At 37.1% G+C, this 17,307-nt stretch carries 21 protein-coding genes; 8 read left to right on the plus strand and 13 right to left on the minus strand.

Annotated elements, in window-relative coordinates; all coding sequences use genetic code 11:
* Positions 1-38: 38 nt before the first annotated feature.
* The 3 genes from OQZ33_RS21305 to OQZ33_RS21315 form a co-directional block, all read right to left on the minus strand.
* Positions 39-1,643, minus strand: a complete 1,605-nt coding sequence (locus OQZ33_RS21305) for a tetratricopeptide repeat protein (protein ID WP_265801465.1) — start codon at positions 1,641-1,643, stop codon at positions 39-41.
* Between the two features lie 251 nt (positions 1,644-1,894).
* Positions 1,895-2,326, minus strand: coding sequence for a hypothetical protein (locus tag OQZ33_RS21310; protein WP_265801466.1), 432 nt, complete (start codon positions 2,324-2,326; stop codon positions 1,895-1,897).
* Positions 2,327-2,400: 74 nt separating this feature from the next.
* The gene (locus OQZ33_RS21315) at positions 2,401-2,982 is read right to left on the minus strand and encodes a hypothetical protein (protein WP_265801467.1); all 582 of its coding nucleotides are present in this window, start codon (positions 2,980-2,982) and stop codon (positions 2,401-2,403) included.
* Positions 2,983-3,252: 270 nt separating this feature from the next.
* Here OQZ33_RS21315 and OQZ33_RS21320 point away from each other — a divergent pair, with 270 nt between their 5' ends.
* A complete protein-coding gene (locus OQZ33_RS21320; protein WP_265801468.1) occupies positions 3,253-4,227 on the plus strand; it encodes a Gfo/Idh/MocA family protein in 975 nt (324 codons plus the stop codon).
* A 133-nt stretch (positions 4,228-4,360) separates the two neighbouring features.
* Positions 4,361-4,711, plus strand: a complete 351-nt coding sequence (locus OQZ33_RS21325) for a hypothetical protein (protein WP_265801469.1) — start codon at positions 4,361-4,363, stop codon at positions 4,709-4,711.
* Here OQZ33_RS21325 and OQZ33_RS24385 read toward each other — a convergent pair whose 3' ends face one another.
* Both OQZ33_RS24385 and OQZ33_RS21335 read right to left on the minus strand, forming a co-directional pair.
* On the minus strand, positions 4,712-4,822 hold the full coding sequence (locus OQZ33_RS24385) for a hypothetical protein (RefSeq protein ID WP_265801470.1): 111 nt from the start codon (positions 4,820-4,822) through the stop codon (positions 4,712-4,714).
* A gap of 32 nt (positions 4,823-4,854) precedes the next feature.
* Complete coding sequence (locus OQZ33_RS21335; RefSeq protein WP_265801472.1) at positions 4,855-5,229, minus strand: very short patch repair endonuclease; 375 nt, start codon at positions 5,227-5,229, stop codon at positions 4,855-4,857.
* A 76-nt stretch (positions 5,230-5,305) separates the two neighbouring features.
* Between OQZ33_RS21335 and OQZ33_RS21340 the strand changes: the two genes are divergently transcribed.
* Together OQZ33_RS21340 and OQZ33_RS21345 are read left to right on the plus strand one after the other, a co-directional pair.
* Positions 5,306-5,815 carry a PPC domain-containing DNA-binding protein gene (locus OQZ33_RS21340; RefSeq protein WP_265801473.1) on the plus strand — a complete coding sequence of 170 codons (510 nt, stop codon included), beginning with the start codon at positions 5,306-5,308 and terminating at the stop codon, positions 5,813-5,815.
* 68 nt (positions 5,816-5,883) lie between these two features.
* Positions 5,884-6,531: a phosphatase PAP2 family protein gene (locus OQZ33_RS21345; RefSeq protein ID WP_265801474.1), complete on the plus strand. Its 648-nt coding sequence runs from the start codon at positions 5,884-5,886 to the stop codon at positions 6,529-6,531.
* On the opposite strand, the gene OQZ33_RS21350 is transcribed toward OQZ33_RS21345, so the two are convergent.
* Positions 6,528-7,136, minus strand: coding sequence for a Crp/Fnr family transcriptional regulator (locus OQZ33_RS21350; RefSeq protein WP_265801475.1), 609 nt, complete (start codon positions 7,134-7,136; stop codon positions 6,528-6,530). The two genes, OQZ33_RS21345 and OQZ33_RS21350, sit on opposite strands and share 4 nt — an antisense overlap.
* A 206-nt stretch (positions 7,137-7,342) precedes the next feature.
* Between OQZ33_RS21350 and OQZ33_RS21355 the strand changes: the two genes are divergently transcribed.
* Positions 7,343-8,005, plus strand: coding sequence for an HAD family hydrolase (locus tag OQZ33_RS21355; protein WP_265801483.1), 663 nt, complete (start codon positions 7,343-7,345; stop codon positions 8,003-8,005).
* A gap of 48 nt (positions 8,006-8,053) precedes the next feature.
* Here OQZ33_RS21355 and OQZ33_RS21360 read toward each other — a convergent pair whose 3' ends face one another.
* Positions 8,054-9,229 (minus strand): aldose epimerase family protein, encoded by a 1,176-nt coding sequence (locus OQZ33_RS21360; protein WP_322975113.1) that lies wholly within the window; start codon positions 9,227-9,229, stop codon positions 8,054-8,056.
* Between the two features lie 224 nt (positions 9,230-9,453).
* Between OQZ33_RS21360 and mgrA the strand changes: the two genes are divergently transcribed.
* Positions 9,454-10,443 (plus strand): L-glyceraldehyde 3-phosphate reductase, encoded by a 990-nt coding sequence (gene mgrA / locus OQZ33_RS21365; RefSeq protein WP_265801485.1) that lies wholly within the window; start codon positions 9,454-9,456, stop codon positions 10,441-10,443.
* 65 nt (positions 10,444-10,508) lie between these two features.
* On the opposite strand, the gene OQZ33_RS21370 is transcribed toward mgrA, so the two are convergent.
* The 6 genes from OQZ33_RS21370 to OQZ33_RS21395 all read right to left on the minus strand — a co-directional run bounded on the left by OQZ33_RS21370 (position 10,509) and on the right by OQZ33_RS21395 (position 16,649).
* Positions 10,509-11,438, minus strand: a complete 930-nt coding sequence (locus OQZ33_RS21370) for an NADP-dependent oxidoreductase (RefSeq protein WP_265801476.1) — start codon at positions 11,436-11,438, stop codon at positions 10,509-10,511.
* A 177-nt stretch (positions 11,439-11,615) separates the two neighbouring features.
* On the minus strand, positions 11,616-12,776 hold the full coding sequence (locus OQZ33_RS21375; RefSeq protein WP_265801477.1) for a DUF3095 family protein: 1,161 nt from the start codon (positions 12,774-12,776) through the stop codon (positions 11,616-11,618).
* A gap of 62 nt (positions 12,777-12,838) precedes the next feature.
* Positions 12,839-13,033, minus strand: a complete 195-nt coding sequence (locus OQZ33_RS21380; protein ID WP_056850135.1) for a hypothetical protein — start codon at positions 13,031-13,033, stop codon at positions 12,839-12,841.
* A 384-nt stretch (positions 13,034-13,417) separates the two neighbouring features.
* Positions 13,418-13,714, minus strand: a complete 297-nt coding sequence (locus OQZ33_RS21385) for a Dabb family protein (protein ID WP_265801478.1) — start codon at positions 13,712-13,714, stop codon at positions 13,418-13,420.
* Positions 13,715-13,765: 51 nt separating this feature from the next.
* Positions 13,766-16,465, minus strand: coding sequence for a DNA ligase D (ligD, locus tag OQZ33_RS21390; protein WP_265801479.1), 2,700 nt, complete (start codon positions 16,463-16,465; stop codon positions 13,766-13,768).
* A 10-nt stretch (positions 16,466-16,475) separates the two neighbouring features.
* A complete protein-coding gene (locus OQZ33_RS21395; protein WP_157255716.1) occupies positions 16,476-16,649 on the minus strand; it encodes a DUF3606 domain-containing protein in 174 nt (57 codons plus the stop codon).
* Between the two features lie 203 nt (positions 16,650-16,852).
* Here OQZ33_RS21395 and OQZ33_RS21400 point away from each other — a divergent pair, with 203 nt between their 5' ends.
* Together OQZ33_RS21400 and OQZ33_RS21405 are read left to right on the plus strand one after the other, a co-directional pair.
* Complete coding sequence (locus OQZ33_RS21400) at positions 16,853-17,074, plus strand: DUF3606 domain-containing protein (RefSeq protein WP_265801480.1); 222 nt, start codon at positions 16,853-16,855, stop codon at positions 17,072-17,074.
* Positions 17,075-17,083: 9 nt separating this feature from the next.
* Entirely contained in the window at positions 17,084-17,284 is a 201-nt protein-coding gene (locus tag OQZ33_RS21405) for a hypothetical protein (protein ID WP_265801482.1), read from the plus strand.
* Positions 17,285-17,307: the final 23 nt, after the last annotated feature.

Consider the following 17,307-nt stretch of genomic DNA (forward strand, 5'->3'; position numbering starts at 1 on the left):
AAGCTCAAAACAAAATTTTCAGACCATTGATGTAACGATTAAAGTGCCTGGATAAATGCGGATAAATTATCGCCCTGCGCCAGATTTAGTTTTTTTCTCAACCGATATCTCGAAACTCTTAAGCTATCGGTGGAAATACCCAGTAAGCTGGCTACATCAGTCGAATCCAGATTCATTCTCAGCAAGGCAATTAAACGCATATCTGCTGAAGTAAGTTCATTGCTAAACTTTTTTAAGTTGTCCAGAAACTGATGATGAACCTGCTCAAAAGCTACCGTAAATTCCTTCCAGTTTCTTTCATGATTGAAGCTTTGGTTAATTTCAGTCAAGATCTGATTCATCTGTTTTTTCTGATCTCGTTTATCGTCTTTTACCATCGCCTGCAAGGTATTGCGAAGGTTATCGAGGAACTGGTTATTTTTAATCAGGTTTAGGGTATGCGTAGAAAGCTCCCTGCTTTTCACTTCCAGTTGCTGTTTTAAATTTTGCTCTTCCAACTGAAGATTTTTAAGTTCAAGGCTAGTCAAATCGTGCTCAATTTGATTTTGCCTGGCTAGCATTTTCTGATCTTTTAATTTAAAGCGTTGCCTGCTAAAAACAACAAATCCAAGTACAACAAGTAACAGTATGACTACCGTTGCAGAAAAAGCAAGGATACGGTTGATCTTTTTATCAGCCTGCAATTGATTAATCTTATCCGATTTTTTATTGATATCATAAAGCACCTGTAAAAAAGCAACTTGTTTGGCACCATCTTCTGAATATAGGTCCAAAGTGTGCTTATAACCTAACTGAATGTAGTGGTAAGCGCTGTCCATTTGGTTTAACAGCTCATATGCTTTGCCCATATCCCTGCAGCAAGAAGCCAGCTGATAAGCATTCCGCAATTTGCCGGCAAGTTGCATCGCCAACCTGGTTTCCACAATACTTTCCTTATATCGCCCGGTTTTGCGCAGGATATCTCCTAAGTTGTTAATCACTTCAATACTGCCCAGTTCATTTCGATCCTGCTGATACAAACTGAGCGATTTTTTAAAGTGGCTATCAGCCAGATCATATTTTTCGAGATCTTCATAAATGCTACCCAGATTTTCGTAAATCTTCGCCGCTCCGCTGATGTCATTTGTCTTTTCAATGATTTTTAGTGCCAGTTTCTGGTAAATAAATGCGCTATCAAAGTTCCTACGTTTTTCATAAAGCTGGCCAATATGGCCATATACCGTTGCCTGACCTTTAGCGTAATGCTGCTTTCTATAAATATTCAGCGCCAAGGTGTAATTCTTCATGGCTTTTTCTGGCTGCTTAAGATAATAATACAAAATACCCATATCACTCAGGTTATCTGCAAGTGATAAAGGTTTATTATTGGTATTAAAGATTTTCTCTGCTTTTAAAAAGAAGTCCAATGCTTGCCGAAAATGCCCTTGTCGATAACATATCCTGCCCATTTGTTGTAAGCACTCTCCTTCCAAGATTACATCATGCTGCTCGATGGATTCAGCATATCTCTTTTTCAGTTCGGTAAGCGATTCAATTGGTTTTTGAGGAATGGTATCTCGGATGCTGTCGAATTCTACATCTTGCCCAAAAGCACCCAGCGAAAAATAGAGTAACAGGAGGCAGGTAGCAAAATAAATTTTCATGCTGATTGATTTTTCGACAAAGAACGATCAGCTGTGTTAAATTAAGATTAATAATGAAAAGAAAATATGGTTGAATGGAGCGATATTCGCCGTGAATATTGGAATCTGGTATCCAATCTACGAAATATTGTTTTTGCCTGATATAGATAGTCTAAAATGATGGAATCGCCGTAAAATTATTTTTTTTTAATGATTTATTGGCGCACTGCAGGTTAGTATCAAAGCAGCCAATAAATCATCATGTGCTTTTACTAATTTCGTCGTGCCTGCGCAACGATATCTTGTGCTATTTTAGTTCCATATTGCTCAAACTTCACTTTATCTTCAGCATTCATTTTGATTTTTAAAGCCGCTATTTTCTCTTTCCATGGTGCAAATTTCTCAGCCATTTCTTTCCCTATCTGTTTCATTTTAGCTTGATCTCCATTAGCCAGCTTTGCTTTCTGCTGTGCTTCTTTCATGCCCTCTTTGAAATAAGTAAACCATTCTTGTGCTTCCTTTTGAATTTCAGGTGAAGAAAATGTTGGCATGCCTTTCATCGCTTGATCTACATCTACTTTATTCGCCTCCAGTTCGGTGTTTGGGTTTTTTGGAGCCTTTTCCGGAGCGGTTTTATCATTATTACAAGCGCTTAATGCAACTACAGTGGCGAGCGAAAGAAAAATTTTGTTTACTGTTTTCATAATAAATAATCGATTAAAAGTTAGTATTTATGTTGATGAGTTGTGTGTGCTCAAGCTAAATTTGCGGCTAAAATCTACTTCTTTGAATTAAACTTCTCGTATTTCGCAATGCATTGTTCCTGATAGTCGAAATTAATGGCGTCGCCGAACGTCTCTAAATAAGTTTTCGGATAGGTAATTTCAGAATTTATCAATGTCGTTAATGTTTTACCTTTTACCTCTCTTTTAATCACTCCAACATATTTATTGGTTAACAAATTGATGCTAGACTCAAAAAGCCCTTCATTGGGATGATCTCTGCCGAGCACATCATCCGTTCTACGCATTTGCACCAGCTGCATTTTTTTAGCCGTTTTGCTATATAAAAAAACGCTGATGAAACCTGAACGGTCATAGTTGTTCCAAAATTCAAATCCATTTCTGGTAGCCACCAAGGTATTACCAAAATTTAGGTAGTCAATAGGTTTGCTGATTACTATTTTATATTTCTGAGTGGATAACCGCAAAACCAATGCTTTCCGGTCTCCATCAATACGGATAGTGTCCTTCTTTAAGTCACCATCAAAATCCTTCACAATTTTCCGGGTGCTTTGCGCAAAAACGGTCAATGTTAAAAACGTCGACAAAAACAAAAGAGCGTATTTGAATTTTTTCATTAGCTACATAGATCTTGATTAAAGATGGAGATTATTATTTTCCATTTACGGAATGATTGGTATTTGACGTGTTTGGTTTATCATTCGCTGGATATTGTATAATATTCGCGTCCAACTTTCTTCTTCGAGCGTACGAACCATACCCATGATTCCATTAATCAACCTAATCGTTAATGGGATTTTTATCCCCCATTGATTTTCCTTTTAAAATGATCTACATACATCAATTGACCGTAAATCCTTATCTTCATCCCAAATGATTATTACAATATGAAACACATTAAATGGGGCATTATTGGTTGTGGCGATGTAACAGAAGTAAAAAGCGGACCTGCTTTTAATAAAGTTCCGAACTCATCGCTGGTTGCGGTAATGCGAAGAGATGCCTTAAAGGCTGCAGATTACGCCATGCGTCATGGTGTAGCCAAATGGTACGACAATGCAACGGATTTAATTAACGACCCCGAAGTAGATGCCGTATATATTGCTACTCCCCCACTTCAACATGAGGAATACACCATTCAGGCGCTTGCAGCTGGAAAACCTGTTTATGTAGAAAAACCAATGGCTATAAATGCCGAGGCCGCTAAAAGAATGGCTGCTGCTGCTAATCAATATGGCGTAAAATTAACCGTAGCACATTACCGTAGAGAACAGCCGCTCTTCTTAAAAATTAGATCTTTGTTGGCAGAGCATTCCATTGGCGATATCCGCTTTGTTAATTTGAAAATGTTACAACCTAAAAACAACGATTTAATTGCAAAGGCAGAAGACAATTGGCGCCTGAATCCTGCTGTTGCAGGAGGTGGATTATTCCATGATTTAGCGCCGCACCAACTCGACTTAATGCTTTACTATTTTGGCAACACCAAAAGTTTTCATGGCATTTCAGTTAACCAGTCTGGAGATGAAAACGTAGATGATTTGGTTACAGGGCATATTTTATTTGAAAACGACATTGTATTTACCGGCGTTTGGTGTTTTACGGTTGCCAACGGAGCGAATGAAGACATCTGCGAAATTTATGGATCAAAAGGAAAGATAAGCTTCCCAATGTTTGGGCATGAGATAAATTTGACCATCAACGAAAAAACAGAAACACTGAAATTCGAAGCGCTTCAACATGTAGAGCAACCCATGATCGAAAAAGTCGTATCCTATTTTCTCGATCAAGCAGAAAACCCATGCAGTGCCCAAGAAGCCATCAAAACCATGGAACTATTAGATGGATTTACATCGAAATAAAAATGAGCCATCGCCATATCGATAGTATATCGCGGTATTTACACAAACACATTGTTTTATAAGCGGCCGATATTTAACTTTGTGCTACCAAACAGCTGCTAAAAGCTTGTTGCCACCCAATCATCCATCTATTATGAAAAAGTTATCTCTTATTTTATTCGTCTGCATCACTGCTTACAAAGCAAAAAGCCAAACCTTAATTTTAGCTAAAGATGCAGCACAATATGTGGGTAAAAGTGTCAGCGTGTGTGATTCTGTGTACGGAACAAAAGCATTGGAAAAGTTAAGCTTGATAAATCTTGGCGGTGCTTATCCTAAAGAGCTGTTAACTATCGTAGTTAATAAAGAAGACCAAGCCAAATTTACTTCTGAACCGGCTTCGATGTTTATGGGCAACAATATCTGTGTTACGGGTGTAGTTACCGAATTTAAGGGCAAGTATCAAATCGTTGTTACTGAACCTAAGCAAATTGTTGTCAAGTAATTAATCACTGATAATGGGAATCACACCCAATTTTGCAGCTTCAATAAATAAGGCGATTTGATTAACGCAAAGCGATAACTTTTCTTTAACCTCATGCTCCCAAAAGCGCATTACTGTATAACCTTTTGCGCTGAGTAGTTCGTTTACTTCTTGATCCCGTTGTATATTCGTTCGATTTTTGGAATCCAAAACCCCTTATTGGTTTTAATTACAGCTTTTCTATTCTCCCAATCGAAGCCATGCCAAAAATCACCATCAACAAAAATGGCCAATCGATATTTATTAATCACTATATCGGGCTTACCAGGATAACTTTTGGGATGAATGCGAAAGCGGATGTGTTTTGCCCAAAGCGCTTTACGTAACAACAATTCGGGCAGGCTGTTTTTCGCACCAATTTTCGCCATGTTTTTGCTTCTGCCCGGCGTGGTGTAAAAACCTGCACTTTCTTCAAAGCGAGGAACTTTTATCGCTTCTTTGTTGTTGTATGGCTTCCTATCCATAACTAATAAACTCATTTTTATAGCGTATTGTTTACTACAGCCGCTGCAAACAATCTCTTTACAGCATGTGTTTCTAATAAAATTCAGTTCCATGAAAAAGTTTATCTATTCATTCTTATCACTTATACTTGCAATAAGTACAAGCACTTTCGCTCAAAAACCGCAACAGGATACTACAAAGCGATATATTAAAACTCCTACAGGATTTTTTATGGTGCTGCGCCAGGGTGATGATGTATTGGCACAACTTGAAAATTTTGCCCTCAAAGAAAACATCCCAAGTGCAAGTTATTCGGGAATGGGTTTCGTAAATGCGAAATTTGGTTTCTTCAACTTCAAAACGAAGGAATATGAGCCTAAAGAATTTGAGGGTGTAGAACTGGCAAGCATGAGTGGCTCCATAGCCTGGCAAAATGGTAAACCTTCACTACATACTCATGGAACGGTAACTGGAAAAGATTTTAAAGCCTATGGCGGGCATTTGCTTTCTGCCATAGTAGGAACCGGATCGGTAGAAATATCTATCACTGTACATCAACAGAAATTAGAAAGAGTAAAAGAAAAACCCCTGGGTGCTAATGTTTTAAACCTGGGTAATTAACTTTTTGCATAAAAAGTGTTTGGCAATCATTGGAAAATGATAGTTTTGAAACATTCAACCAATCTTAAATGCAATTAAAACGTAATACAGGTCTTATCATCTTATTTCTATTGATTCTGGCTTTCACCATTTTAAGTATTTTTATTGATCATAACCCCATATTGCCATTTGATACCCGGGCTTCTTTATTTATACAGCAATACCAAGCAGATTGGCTGGATAAAGTAATGCTCGCTATCAGTTTTTTTGGCGAGTTGCCCTGGTCGTTGTTATCTGTTCTGGTAGTTGCAGCTATTTTTTATTTGCAAAAATATAAACGTGAAGGCTTGTACATCGCCTCTATTTTAGTGTCGGGGTTGATTATCCTGGGGATCAAAAACCTGATCAACCGCCCAAGGCCTACCGCATTCTATGTTCGTTTAGTGGAGGTAAATAGATTTCAAAGTTACCCGAGTGGGCATGTGCTGTCTTACGTACTGTTTTTTGGTTTTCTGATTTTTTTGATGGACCGCCTGACCACCATTCCGAAAACTACCCGGAACGTTGTCACTTATCTTTCTGCATTTCTGATGATTTTTATTGCACCCTCGAGGATATATTTAGGTGCACACTGGTTTACAGATACATTAGGTGGATTTTTACTAGGCTTAATATGCCTGTTCCCATTGTGCTACTTCTATCTTAAAAAGGAAAACACAAATATAGACTCGAACTAGGCCGCTGATTCCAATTTTTCTTTTTTCCTTATCCTACTTAATGTTTCTATTCGCATCCCTAAATAAGTAGCTAAAAATTTGACTGGCACGCGGTTTTTCAGTTTGGGATTACCGAGCCTAAACTTATTGTATCTTACTTCTGCCGACGGTATTCTGCACAAAATAGAGCGCTCTTGCGACATGTTGAAATGAAGCGCAAGTAGCTTTCTTGCCAAAATATTCATTTCTGGATATTTCTTGTAAAGTGCATCGATAAAAGAATATTCTAAAACTAATAATTCAGAATTTTCTAGTGCTTGAAACTGTTCCTCATAGACGGATTGAGCCACTCCAGGATTACGAACGTGGCCTACTATGTTATTTTCATCAGTTATTACAGTAGTAATATCTTTTCCATTATCTAAAATAAATCCTCTAACAATACCTTTTAGGACCATAAAAATGCATTCCTCACCAGTATTATTTATACTCGGAATCAGCTCATTTTTTTTGACAATAATTTGAAAGGTTTTTTTTCGAGCCAATGCAATTACCTTCTTACTAAGGGGATGAAGGCTATTTAAAAATTCAATCAAGCGCTCGCCGTCATCTTTAATGTGGCTCATAAAAACAAAATTTAGAGTTAGGGGTAATTCTACTGCAATGTATTATTTGTAAGTAGATTTTCCAAACAAAATATGATGGCTTAAACTATTTTTAAGTAGATATTCTTGAAGATGAACATTTTGGAAAATTTCAATTCTTCCGTCAAAATCCAATGATTAAATTAATTTAACATATTCCTTAAAATTTCTGATAATTTTGCGGCATGATGAATCAAAAACCAAAGGCTTTTCTTTTCGACTTAAATGGCACTATGATAAATGACATGGAATTTCATAACCATGCATGGCATTCCATCCTAACAAAAGATTTGGGAGCGAGTATTACTTTCGAGGCTGTTAAGAAAGAGATGTATGGCAAAAATCAAGATCTTTTGGAGCGGGTTTTTGGGGTTGGTCACTTTTCGCAAGAACAAATCGACCAAATATCAATCGAAAAAGAACACCGTTATCAAGCCGCATACAAAAAACATTTAACGTTGATTTCTGGCTTAGATCAGTTTTTAGAAAAGGCAAAAGAATCAGGAATATTGATGGCCATTGGCTCGGCAGCAATACCCTTTAACATTAATTTTGTGTTGGATAATTTGAATGTTCGATCGTATTTCTCAGCCATTGTGAGTGCAGAAGATGTTGAAAATAGCAAACCAGACCCGGAAACGTTTAGCAAAGGCGCTGCGCTTTTAGGCATCGCTGCTGAAGATTGTGTAGTTTTTGAAGATGCCCCAAAAGGTGTAGAAGCTGCACAAAATGCAGGAATGAGCTGTGTGGTTTTGACCACAATGCATACCGCCGATGAATTTTCGGCATACAACAACATCATCGCGTATATAGAAGATTATAACGATCCTGCTTTGCAAGATTTATTTTAAACAAAAAGAACTGCTTAATGGCAGTTCTTTTTGTTTGGTCTAATCACATTAATTTGAAAATTTATAAATAGAACTCGTTTTGTAAACTTGCCCAGGTTTTAATACCGTTGAGGGAAAGCCAGGCTGATTTGGAGAATCAGGAAAATGTTGCGTTTCCATACAAAAGGCGGTTCTAAAATCGTCTTTACTTCCTCCTTTAAATATATTTTTGCTTTGCATAAAATTGCCACTGTAAAATTGTAACCCAGGTTCTTGCGTGTAAACATCCATTACAATTCCAGATTTATCGCCTTTTACACTTGCAGCCTGGAACATATTCATAGCCTTTGTTTTGTTGAGTACATAATTGTGGTCATATCCTTTGCCAAAAGTTAACTGCTCATTATTATCCTTAATTCTTGCACCAATGTTAGTGGCCGTAATAAAATCAAATGGAGTGTTTTTAACTTTTTCAATCTTCCCGGTCGGAATTAGTGTAGAATCAACAGGTGTATATTCATCGGCAAATATCTTAACCTCATGATTTAAAATATCACCACTCCCCTCACCATTTAAATTAAAAAATGCATGATTAGTTAAATTTAATACGGTAGTTTTATCAGTACTAGCCTGATAGTCCATCTTCAGTTCATTATCATCCGTTAAGGTATAAGTTACCGTTACTTTTAGGTTTCCAGGGAAATTTTCCTCACCATCTTTTGATAAATAATCGAACTGAATGGTGTGTTGGTTAATTTGCTTAGCGTCCCAAACTACATCCTGGTAACCCTTTTTACCGCCGTGCAAAGTGTTTTCCCCGTTGTTCGTAAATAACTGATATTGTTTCCCATCCAAAGTAAATTTCCCTTTGGCTATTCTATTGCCAAATCGACCGATAGTGGCACCAAAATAGGGTTCGGTGGAGTTTTGATAGTCCGAAACACTCTTAAATCCTACTACTACGTCGACCATTTTTTTATCCTTATCAGGCATTAATAAACTCACTAGCCGCCCGCCATAATTGGTAAAAATAGCTTCTGCTTGGTTTTTATTTTTTAAGGTATAAAGGCCAGTCTTTTTGCCGTCAATTTCTTTTTGAAAAGAATCTGCAACTAATTTGACAACTGTTATTGAATCATTAGTTTGTGTATTTTCTTTGCTGGATTTTCCGCTTTCAGACTGGCAGGAAGTTAAACCTAGTATAGCAAGAAAACACAGACCTGTAAAAGATTTTATTTTCATCATTTAATAATATTGGGTTAGATAATGGGCTAATAGAAGCTTAATTAATATTTCTTTTATTACAAATAAAACGATTTAGATCCATATAGTGTGATCGTTTTTTGTATCTATTGTGATATAGAAAGAAGAAACATAATTCCCCTTTTAATGAAACCTGGTTTGTTTGCGAAACTTAATTATAAATTAAACTTAGATTCTGTTTATTATTGCCAATAACTTCAAAAATGATGAACAATATTGTATCAGATAATCGCTACGACAAAATGTTATATAATCGTTGCGGTAATAGCGGATTGAAACTGCCGGCAATTTCCTTAGGGTTATGGCACAACTTTGGACATGTTAATGTTTTCGAAAACAGCAAAGAACTTATTTACACCGCTTTCAACAACGGCATTACACATTTTGACCTTGCGAACAATTACGGACCGCCGCCGGGATCAGCTGAAGAGGTTTTTGGTAAAATTCTTCATCAACACCTTAAAGGTTATCGCGATGAAATGGTAATCTCGAATAAAGCCGGTTATCATATGTGGAATGGCCCTTATGGTGAATGGGGATCGAAAAAATACCTGGTTTCCAGCCTGGATCAAAGTTTAAAAAGAATGAAACTGGATTATGTTGATATTTTTTATCACCATCGCCCAGATCCTGAAACGCCATTACAGGAAACTATGGACACTTTAAGTCTGATGGTAAAACAAGGGAAGGCTTTATATGTTGGCATCTCCAACTACAGTGCCGAAGAAGCTGCTGCCGCAATTAAAATTCTGAAAGAAAACGGAACACCTTGCCTCATTCATCAGCCGAAATATTCCATGTTTGAGCGCTGGGTAGAAAATGGCCTATTGGACGTATTGGAGGAAAATGGTGTAGGCTGTATTCCTTTTTCACCGCTAGCACAAGGTTTATTAACCGATAAATATTTGGATGGTATTCCAGCCGATTCAAGGGTGGCCACAAGTGGGATTTTCTTAAAAGAAACCAATATTACTCCAGAAAAACTAGCAGTAGTCACTCAATTGAATGACTTGGCAAAATCCCGTGGTCAGAAACTTTCGCACATGGCGCTTTCATGGATCTTAAAAGATAAGCGGATTACCAGCGTTTTGATTGGCGCCAGCAAACCAGAACAAATAACAGATTCAATTAGAGCTTTGGACAACACTACATTTAGTGCTGAAGAGATTAAATTAATTGATGAGATTTTAAGATAACTTTAACGAAAAAGCACCAAATGATTGAATCAATTTGGTGCTTTTTTATGTTTAGGTTTTTTATTTTAAATCACCTGCAAAACTATTTTACCTCTCGTATGCCCATTTTCACTTTCGATATGTGCTTTTCTAGCATCGGTTAGCGTATAAATGGTTTCCACAATTGGCTTCACTTTTCCATTGTCTATCATTTCACCAATCTCCTTCAATTGATTGGCCTTAGATTGAGCAGTAAAACCAATGAGGTGCACTTTTTTTGCCTTGGCTTCAGCCACGTATTCGGGCGCCAAAACAGTAATTAATCTGCCACCTTCTTTTAAGATATCGAGAGATTTCAGTTGCGTTTCTCCGCCAATTGTATCGAAAACAAGATCGATATCGCTTAACACATTTTCAAAGTCGTCCATGTTATAATCGATCACCTCATCGGCGCTCAAACGTTTTAAAAAATCGATATTATAATCAGAAGATGTCCCAATAACGTACGCCCCTATCGCTTTAGCAAATTGAACCGCATAGGTTCCAACACCGCCAGCGGCTGCATGAATTAAAACTTTTTGTCCTTCTTTTAATAAACCGTGATCAAACAGGCCTTGCCAGGCAGTTAAACCAGCCAGCGGAACTGCTGCTGCCTCGGTGTGGCCAATACTTATGGGTTTTATGCAAATAGTATTGGCTTTGACAACAGCATATTCTGCGTAGGTTCCATTTTTTGTTAAATCTGGCCGACCATAAACCTCATCTCCTTTTCTAAATGTTCCCACTTTTTCGCCTAACTCTTCTACTACTCCAGAAAAATCCCAACCAATGGTTAGTGGAAATGTAGAAGGGAATTTTTCTTTCCTCAAACCGGCCCTGATTTTCCAGTCAACAGGATTAACACTCGTAGCATGAATTTTAACTAGTACTTCGTCTTTACCTGGCTTTGGTATTTCAACATCATCAATAGATAAAACTTCCGGACCACCAAATTCATGGATTCTAATCGCTTTCATAGGTTGCTATTTAATATGAATATTTGATTGCAATTCTGCAGGTTTTAAACTGCTGTAACATCAGGCAAAAAAACTAATACGATTTCAGCCCTTATAATTCTAACAACCAAGTACGAAAAATTGTGTTCGATAATTTTTCTTTATCGTTTGGAAAGATCCTTTTTATCGAGACAAAGATTATTGCATGTCTTTAATTTTCGCCTTCAAAACTGCTGCAGCTTTGGTGTAACCACCTTCTGCGCCATCAACAAAGTGGATATGATCATCTTCTAAATCGCGGACGTAGCATGACATTACCGATTCGCCGCTAACATAAATTCCGTATAGAATTTCGCCATTTTTCTCCAGGAGGTCTAATGCCTTTTCAAGCTTGGTCCGTTGCAGCTTAGTACCTGTAATCACTGTATTTAGCCTTCCGTCGATCACCAACGTATCCGACATTTCGACCATTTGATTTAAATACTTTTTGCCGCTTTCCGTTCGAAAATAAATGTATCCATATGCATTGATGAACCAGGTTTTAATAAGTTCGAAAAACTTTATTTTACCCAGCCGATGCCGCATTTCTCTACCCAGATTGTTGAAACTCGTTCTAAAAATCAGCTTAGGAATAGAAATGGGTTGGCGCTTTTCCGGAGTACCATAAATGATATCCAGCTGTCTTATCACATGGCTTAACACTTCCGCTTGCCGGTTAAAGTTTCGTGCAATGGCGATCAAAGTAACTACCTCCTCACTATTTTCTGGTGGTTGAATTTTATCCCAGCGACATTGCATCCCACTCAAATCCAATTCTTCATCGAAAGCATCATCTTTGGCAAATAAGTAGTTTTCTCCTTTGATAATTTTTTCTGCATAATCCAATCCGTTTCCCAGAATGATGGGAATGGAGAAAACTTTTGAGATGCTGTATCGGCTAATATTTAATAGATGGCCTAACTGGTATATTTCTTTAACCGGAACTATCCCCGCACGAAGATCTAAATTGAAATTTTGCAAGGTATTTCTTCTGTAAACCTGCAAGGCGCTCATCGCTTTATCTACAATAAGTGCAGGAACAATAAAAGTTGCGCCATCTCCACCAAAGAAAAATGGTATGGCAATATTTGCCTTAAAAGCGATATTGAGCACAGTAACAATGCTTCCGGTTGCAATAAGGTTTACATTTTCGTGCAAGCCAGCATTAACTGCTTGCGTGGAACTTTTAATATCAGTAATGATAATGTGCCAGTCAATTGGAACTTCTTTAAATAAATCTTTTCTCAACAGAAGTTGATGCAGAGGCGTTTTATGAATTTGAAGATTGGAATAAAAATGATCCTGATCGGTTGTTATCATAAAAACCAATATAGTGAGATAATTTACGAAACTGATGCAAAAGGATTTGAATATTTTACGGGTTACACAATCATCAAAATAGTATGTTGTTTGTGAAGATAAAAATAGTAGTGAAACTGCTTATTACAACTAATCTTTTCTATCTCTATAACCTTTCCGCTATGACCAAATTCATCAGCAATAAGATCACCTATCTTAATATTTTCAAGCTGCAAAATGTTTATTGAAGCTCTTTTTAGGAGTTTTAATTTATCCATGATTGCCCTTTTTCATATTTACGTTGAGCGAAGTAATATGGATTTGCGGAATTAAGGTTTACCTATTATTGAGTAGAGCTAATTTTACAAAGATTAATATTTATGTAAAAAGAATTGTTGTGATTATAACTTCGGGGGATAAGAAGCTAAAAATGAAGTTGGCTCAAAATTGAAGTAAGTAAAATTCAATTTTTGAGTTCAAAAAGATAAAATGATATCTGAAAACACGTCCTTCCCGCGAAAGCGGGAATCTTAATGCATCATGAAAAATGAAAAATCCTTTTTAATGCATTAGGATGCCCAGTCAAGCTGGGCATGACGGAATTGCGAATTAAATGTTGAGTAAATACTGAATTGGTAATTGCAATCCAACTTTTTTAAATCTTAATGTGCGTCGTAAATGATCACTTTATCGAAGAAGATTTTGAACTCATCTAGAAACGCTTTATGCAACGGGTGAACCTGGTAAACATCATGTGCGGCTAAATCTTCGAAAAACAAAATCAAACTGAATGTATAAGTAGTATCTACAACAGCCCTTTCGATAGGTGCAGGCGTACCTACGTGGAAGTTTTTAACCACTTCAATATTCTCTAATGTTTGTAAACTTTTACGGAATGCAGCTTTCTGTTCTTCGGTGGTATCGGCTTTAAGCCAAAATAAAACGTGGTGGGATATCATTATTTTCTATTTTTTTCCCAAATATAATAAATTGCAGAATGATCAATACACTTAGCCAAAAACACTTTTAGCCTTGCTAATGGCTTTCTTTAAATCAATTCCTTTTCCTAAAACGCCTTTAAAAAGATCGCCTTCTACTTTCAACCGATCTATTGCATTAAAAATATTGAAATCTTGCATCTTCAATCCTGGCTTAACCTCATCCCAATGCAAGGGCATAGAAACGGTTGCCCCAACTTTTGGTCGGAGGGAATATGGCCCCGCAATGGTAGCACCTGGCCTGTTTTGCAAAAAATCTAAGTACATTTTACCTTTTCTGGCCGAGATCATGCGCTCTAAAGAAGTATATTCCGGTATTTGATCATGCACCAGGTTAACAATAATTTTAGCAAACATCTGGCTCTGATCGTAACTGTACTTTGCGTTTAGCGGAATGTAGATATGCATACCCGTTGAGCCTGAGGTTTTGCAAAAACTTGGTACATCTATCGCATCCAATACCTTTTTTGTTTCTAATGCAGCTTCTACCACCTGATCAAAAGAATGCTTATCCGGATCAAGATCAATTACGCAATAATCTGGATTATCGGGGCTTTGAATGCGGCTAAACCATGGATTCATTTCAATGCAGCCTAAACTGGCCATCCAAAGCAAGGAAGCTTCATCAGTGCCCACCAAATATTCTTTCTTCTCTCCTTCGCCGTTTTCATAAGGAAAAGTTTTTGCCCAATCAGGCGCTTTTCCCTTAACATCTTTTTGGTAGAAACTTTTGCCATGAATACCCCCTGGGAAACGATTTAGCGATTGTGGCCGATCTTTCAAGTATGGAAGAATATATTCGGCAACCTGGTAATAGTAGTTAAACATGTCCCTTTTGGTCACCTTATCTTCGGGCCAGTAAATTTTACTTAAGTTGGTAAATTTAAGCTCGTGCCCTTTAATCTTCCGCACTTGTGTTTCATCTTTCGGATTAAGCAGCGTTTTTTTATCTTTTCCTTTTGGTGGATTGATGGCTTCCGAATGTGTTTCTTTTTGATCTGATGCTTGATCTATGATCGCTTCAGTAGGAACTTCTGTTTCCCTAACCACATCCGCCGCTTTTTTATCTTCACGCATGCCTTGAAAAGACGGATGACGAAAAACACCATCATCCGTAATTTCGGTAAATGCCACTTCGCAAACAAGTTCTGGTTTTAGCCAGGTAGCTTTTGCTTTTGGAGGATTTGGGCGAAACCTTGATGGTTTGTTTACATCAGGCAATTCATCAAAAGGGCTTTTATCAATAATTAGTTTGTCGAACTGCTTCACCAACTCCTTTTGCAGTTTATCCGAAAAACCTGTCCCAACTTTACCTACATATTGAAGCTTTTTATTTTCATAAACACCGAGGAGCAAAGAACTAAAAGATTTAGAGGTGTCTTCATTTTTGGTGTAGCCTGCAATAATTACTTCCTGGCGTTTATGCACTTTGATTTTCAACCAATCTTTTGATCGGCGATCGGCTACATAAGTACTTTCAATTTTCTTTGCAATGATACCTTCCAAACCCATTTTCTCAGCAGCAGCGAAAAAATCTATTCCGCTGCCCTTAAAAACCTTACCAAGGCGAACCCGATCATCGTCTGTTGGCAAAACTTCGTTTAAAATAGCCTGCCTTTGATAAAGTGGTAACTCCATTAAATTTTTACCCTCATACCAAAGCAAGTCGAATACGTAAAATACAAGCTCCCCGTCAGCCTCGCTTCTCCAGTTTTGTAAAGATCCGAAGTTCGAAATTCCTTTTTCATTCAATACTAAAATTTCGCCATCCAAAACCGCATTGATGCTCCATTCCTGAAGCAGATCGTATATTGGGTAAAATTTTTCGTTGAACGATTTGTTATTTCGGGAAAGAAGATTCACCTGCTTTTTATTGATAAAAGCTAAAGCACGATAACCATCCCATTTTACTTCGTATTGCCAGTCCTCATCATCAAAAGGTTCATCAACCAGTGTAGCCAACATAGGCTTTATATTTTTGGGGATTGCTGTTTTTGGTGCCATTTTTAAGATTGCCTTCGGATCTAGCGCTACATTTTCACCGACTTCTTTAGTCTCCTTTTTTTTAGATTTTACAGGATTTTTTTTCTCAGGCTTTAGTGTCTGTTCCTTCCCATCTTTCCAAACCTTTTCAGAAGATTTTTCCATTCCTTCAATGGTTTTACCAGATAAAACCGATTTGTCTTGTTTTGTAATGTCTTTGGTTGAAGCAAAATCGTCTTTATGTTTAATCAATAACCAACCGTTTTCGCCCATTCCATGGGTTTTAACTAAGGCAAATTCACCCTTCAACTTTTCGCCGTTCAATTTTATTTTAACCGAACCAGCCTCCAATTGCTTGAGTAAATGTTTCTCTTGTGCTTTTTTGCCTTTGATATCTTCGATAGGCTCGTAGGTTCCTTCATCCCAAACAATTACTGTTCCGCCCCCATATTCTCCCTGTGGAATAATACCCTCGAAATTTCTATAATCAAAGGGATGATCTTCAACCATCATCGCCAATCGTTTATTTTTTGGATCTGTTGAAGGACCTTTTGGGACTGCCCAACTCTTTAATACACCATCCATTTCCAACCTAAAATCATAGTGTAAACGAGATGCATCGTGTTTTTGGATCACAAACATCAATTTGGTTTTACTCTTACTCCTACCCGATTTCGGTTCGGTTGTTTTTGAGAAATCTCGTTTAGCTACATACTTTTCCAGGCTCATAATTATTATTTTACTTTTTCAAAAAATTTTCAACAGCGGTAACTGATGTGCCAACCGTTTCTACCGCAGCCTTAAGTTTATCTTTGCTCACTGCAAATTTGTTAGACCAATAATCTAGCTCATAACCTTCGTTGATGTTGATTCTGCTGCGATCAGCACCACCTGTTTTAGTTTTATCATCCATAATAATTTTGATTAGATAACAATTAAACAGTGCTTTAAACCAAAAAGTTTTAAACGTACATAGCCGGCTTTCTATCTCAATTAGACATTTATATCACCTAAAAAACATAAATAATCACTTCTCAAATAAAAAATTCATTTCTCAAAACTAAAGCGACAGAGATAGTGTTTTTAATATATTATCACTAACCAATTTATAAACCTATGATATACCAAAACATTTCGACAACAGCGAGGAAAGAAGTGGTTGAAATTGCCGATGAGCAAGATCGCAACTACTGGGCAACAAGACTAGGCGTAAGCAGCGAGAAATTAAAGTCTGCCGTTAAAGCGGTACAAAGCATGGAATTTTCTAAATTAAAGGATTATTTAAGCTTAGAAAAAATTAAATCTGCAAGCACTTATCAACGTTTCGTTAACCATTAAAATTTTGAAATGGATAACAAATTTGAAGCTAGAAAACATCAGGTTGAACCTGATGCCCTAATAACAGATTGTGCTCATTTGATTGATTTACCCCCTCAAGCCAGCGTTTTCTCTAAGAAAATTACTGATAATGCTGTTCGCAACCCAAAAGCAACAATTAAAATATTAACTGTTTTTAATCCTAAAAACGGTTTATCAAATTTACTGTAAATGCTAAGCAGGTTCCTTAAAAC

Origin of the sequence: Pedobacter sp. MC2016-05, from assembly GCF_026239735.1 — a bacterium.
GTDB lineage: Bacteria > Bacteroidota > Bacteroidia > Sphingobacteriales > Sphingobacteriaceae > Pedobacter.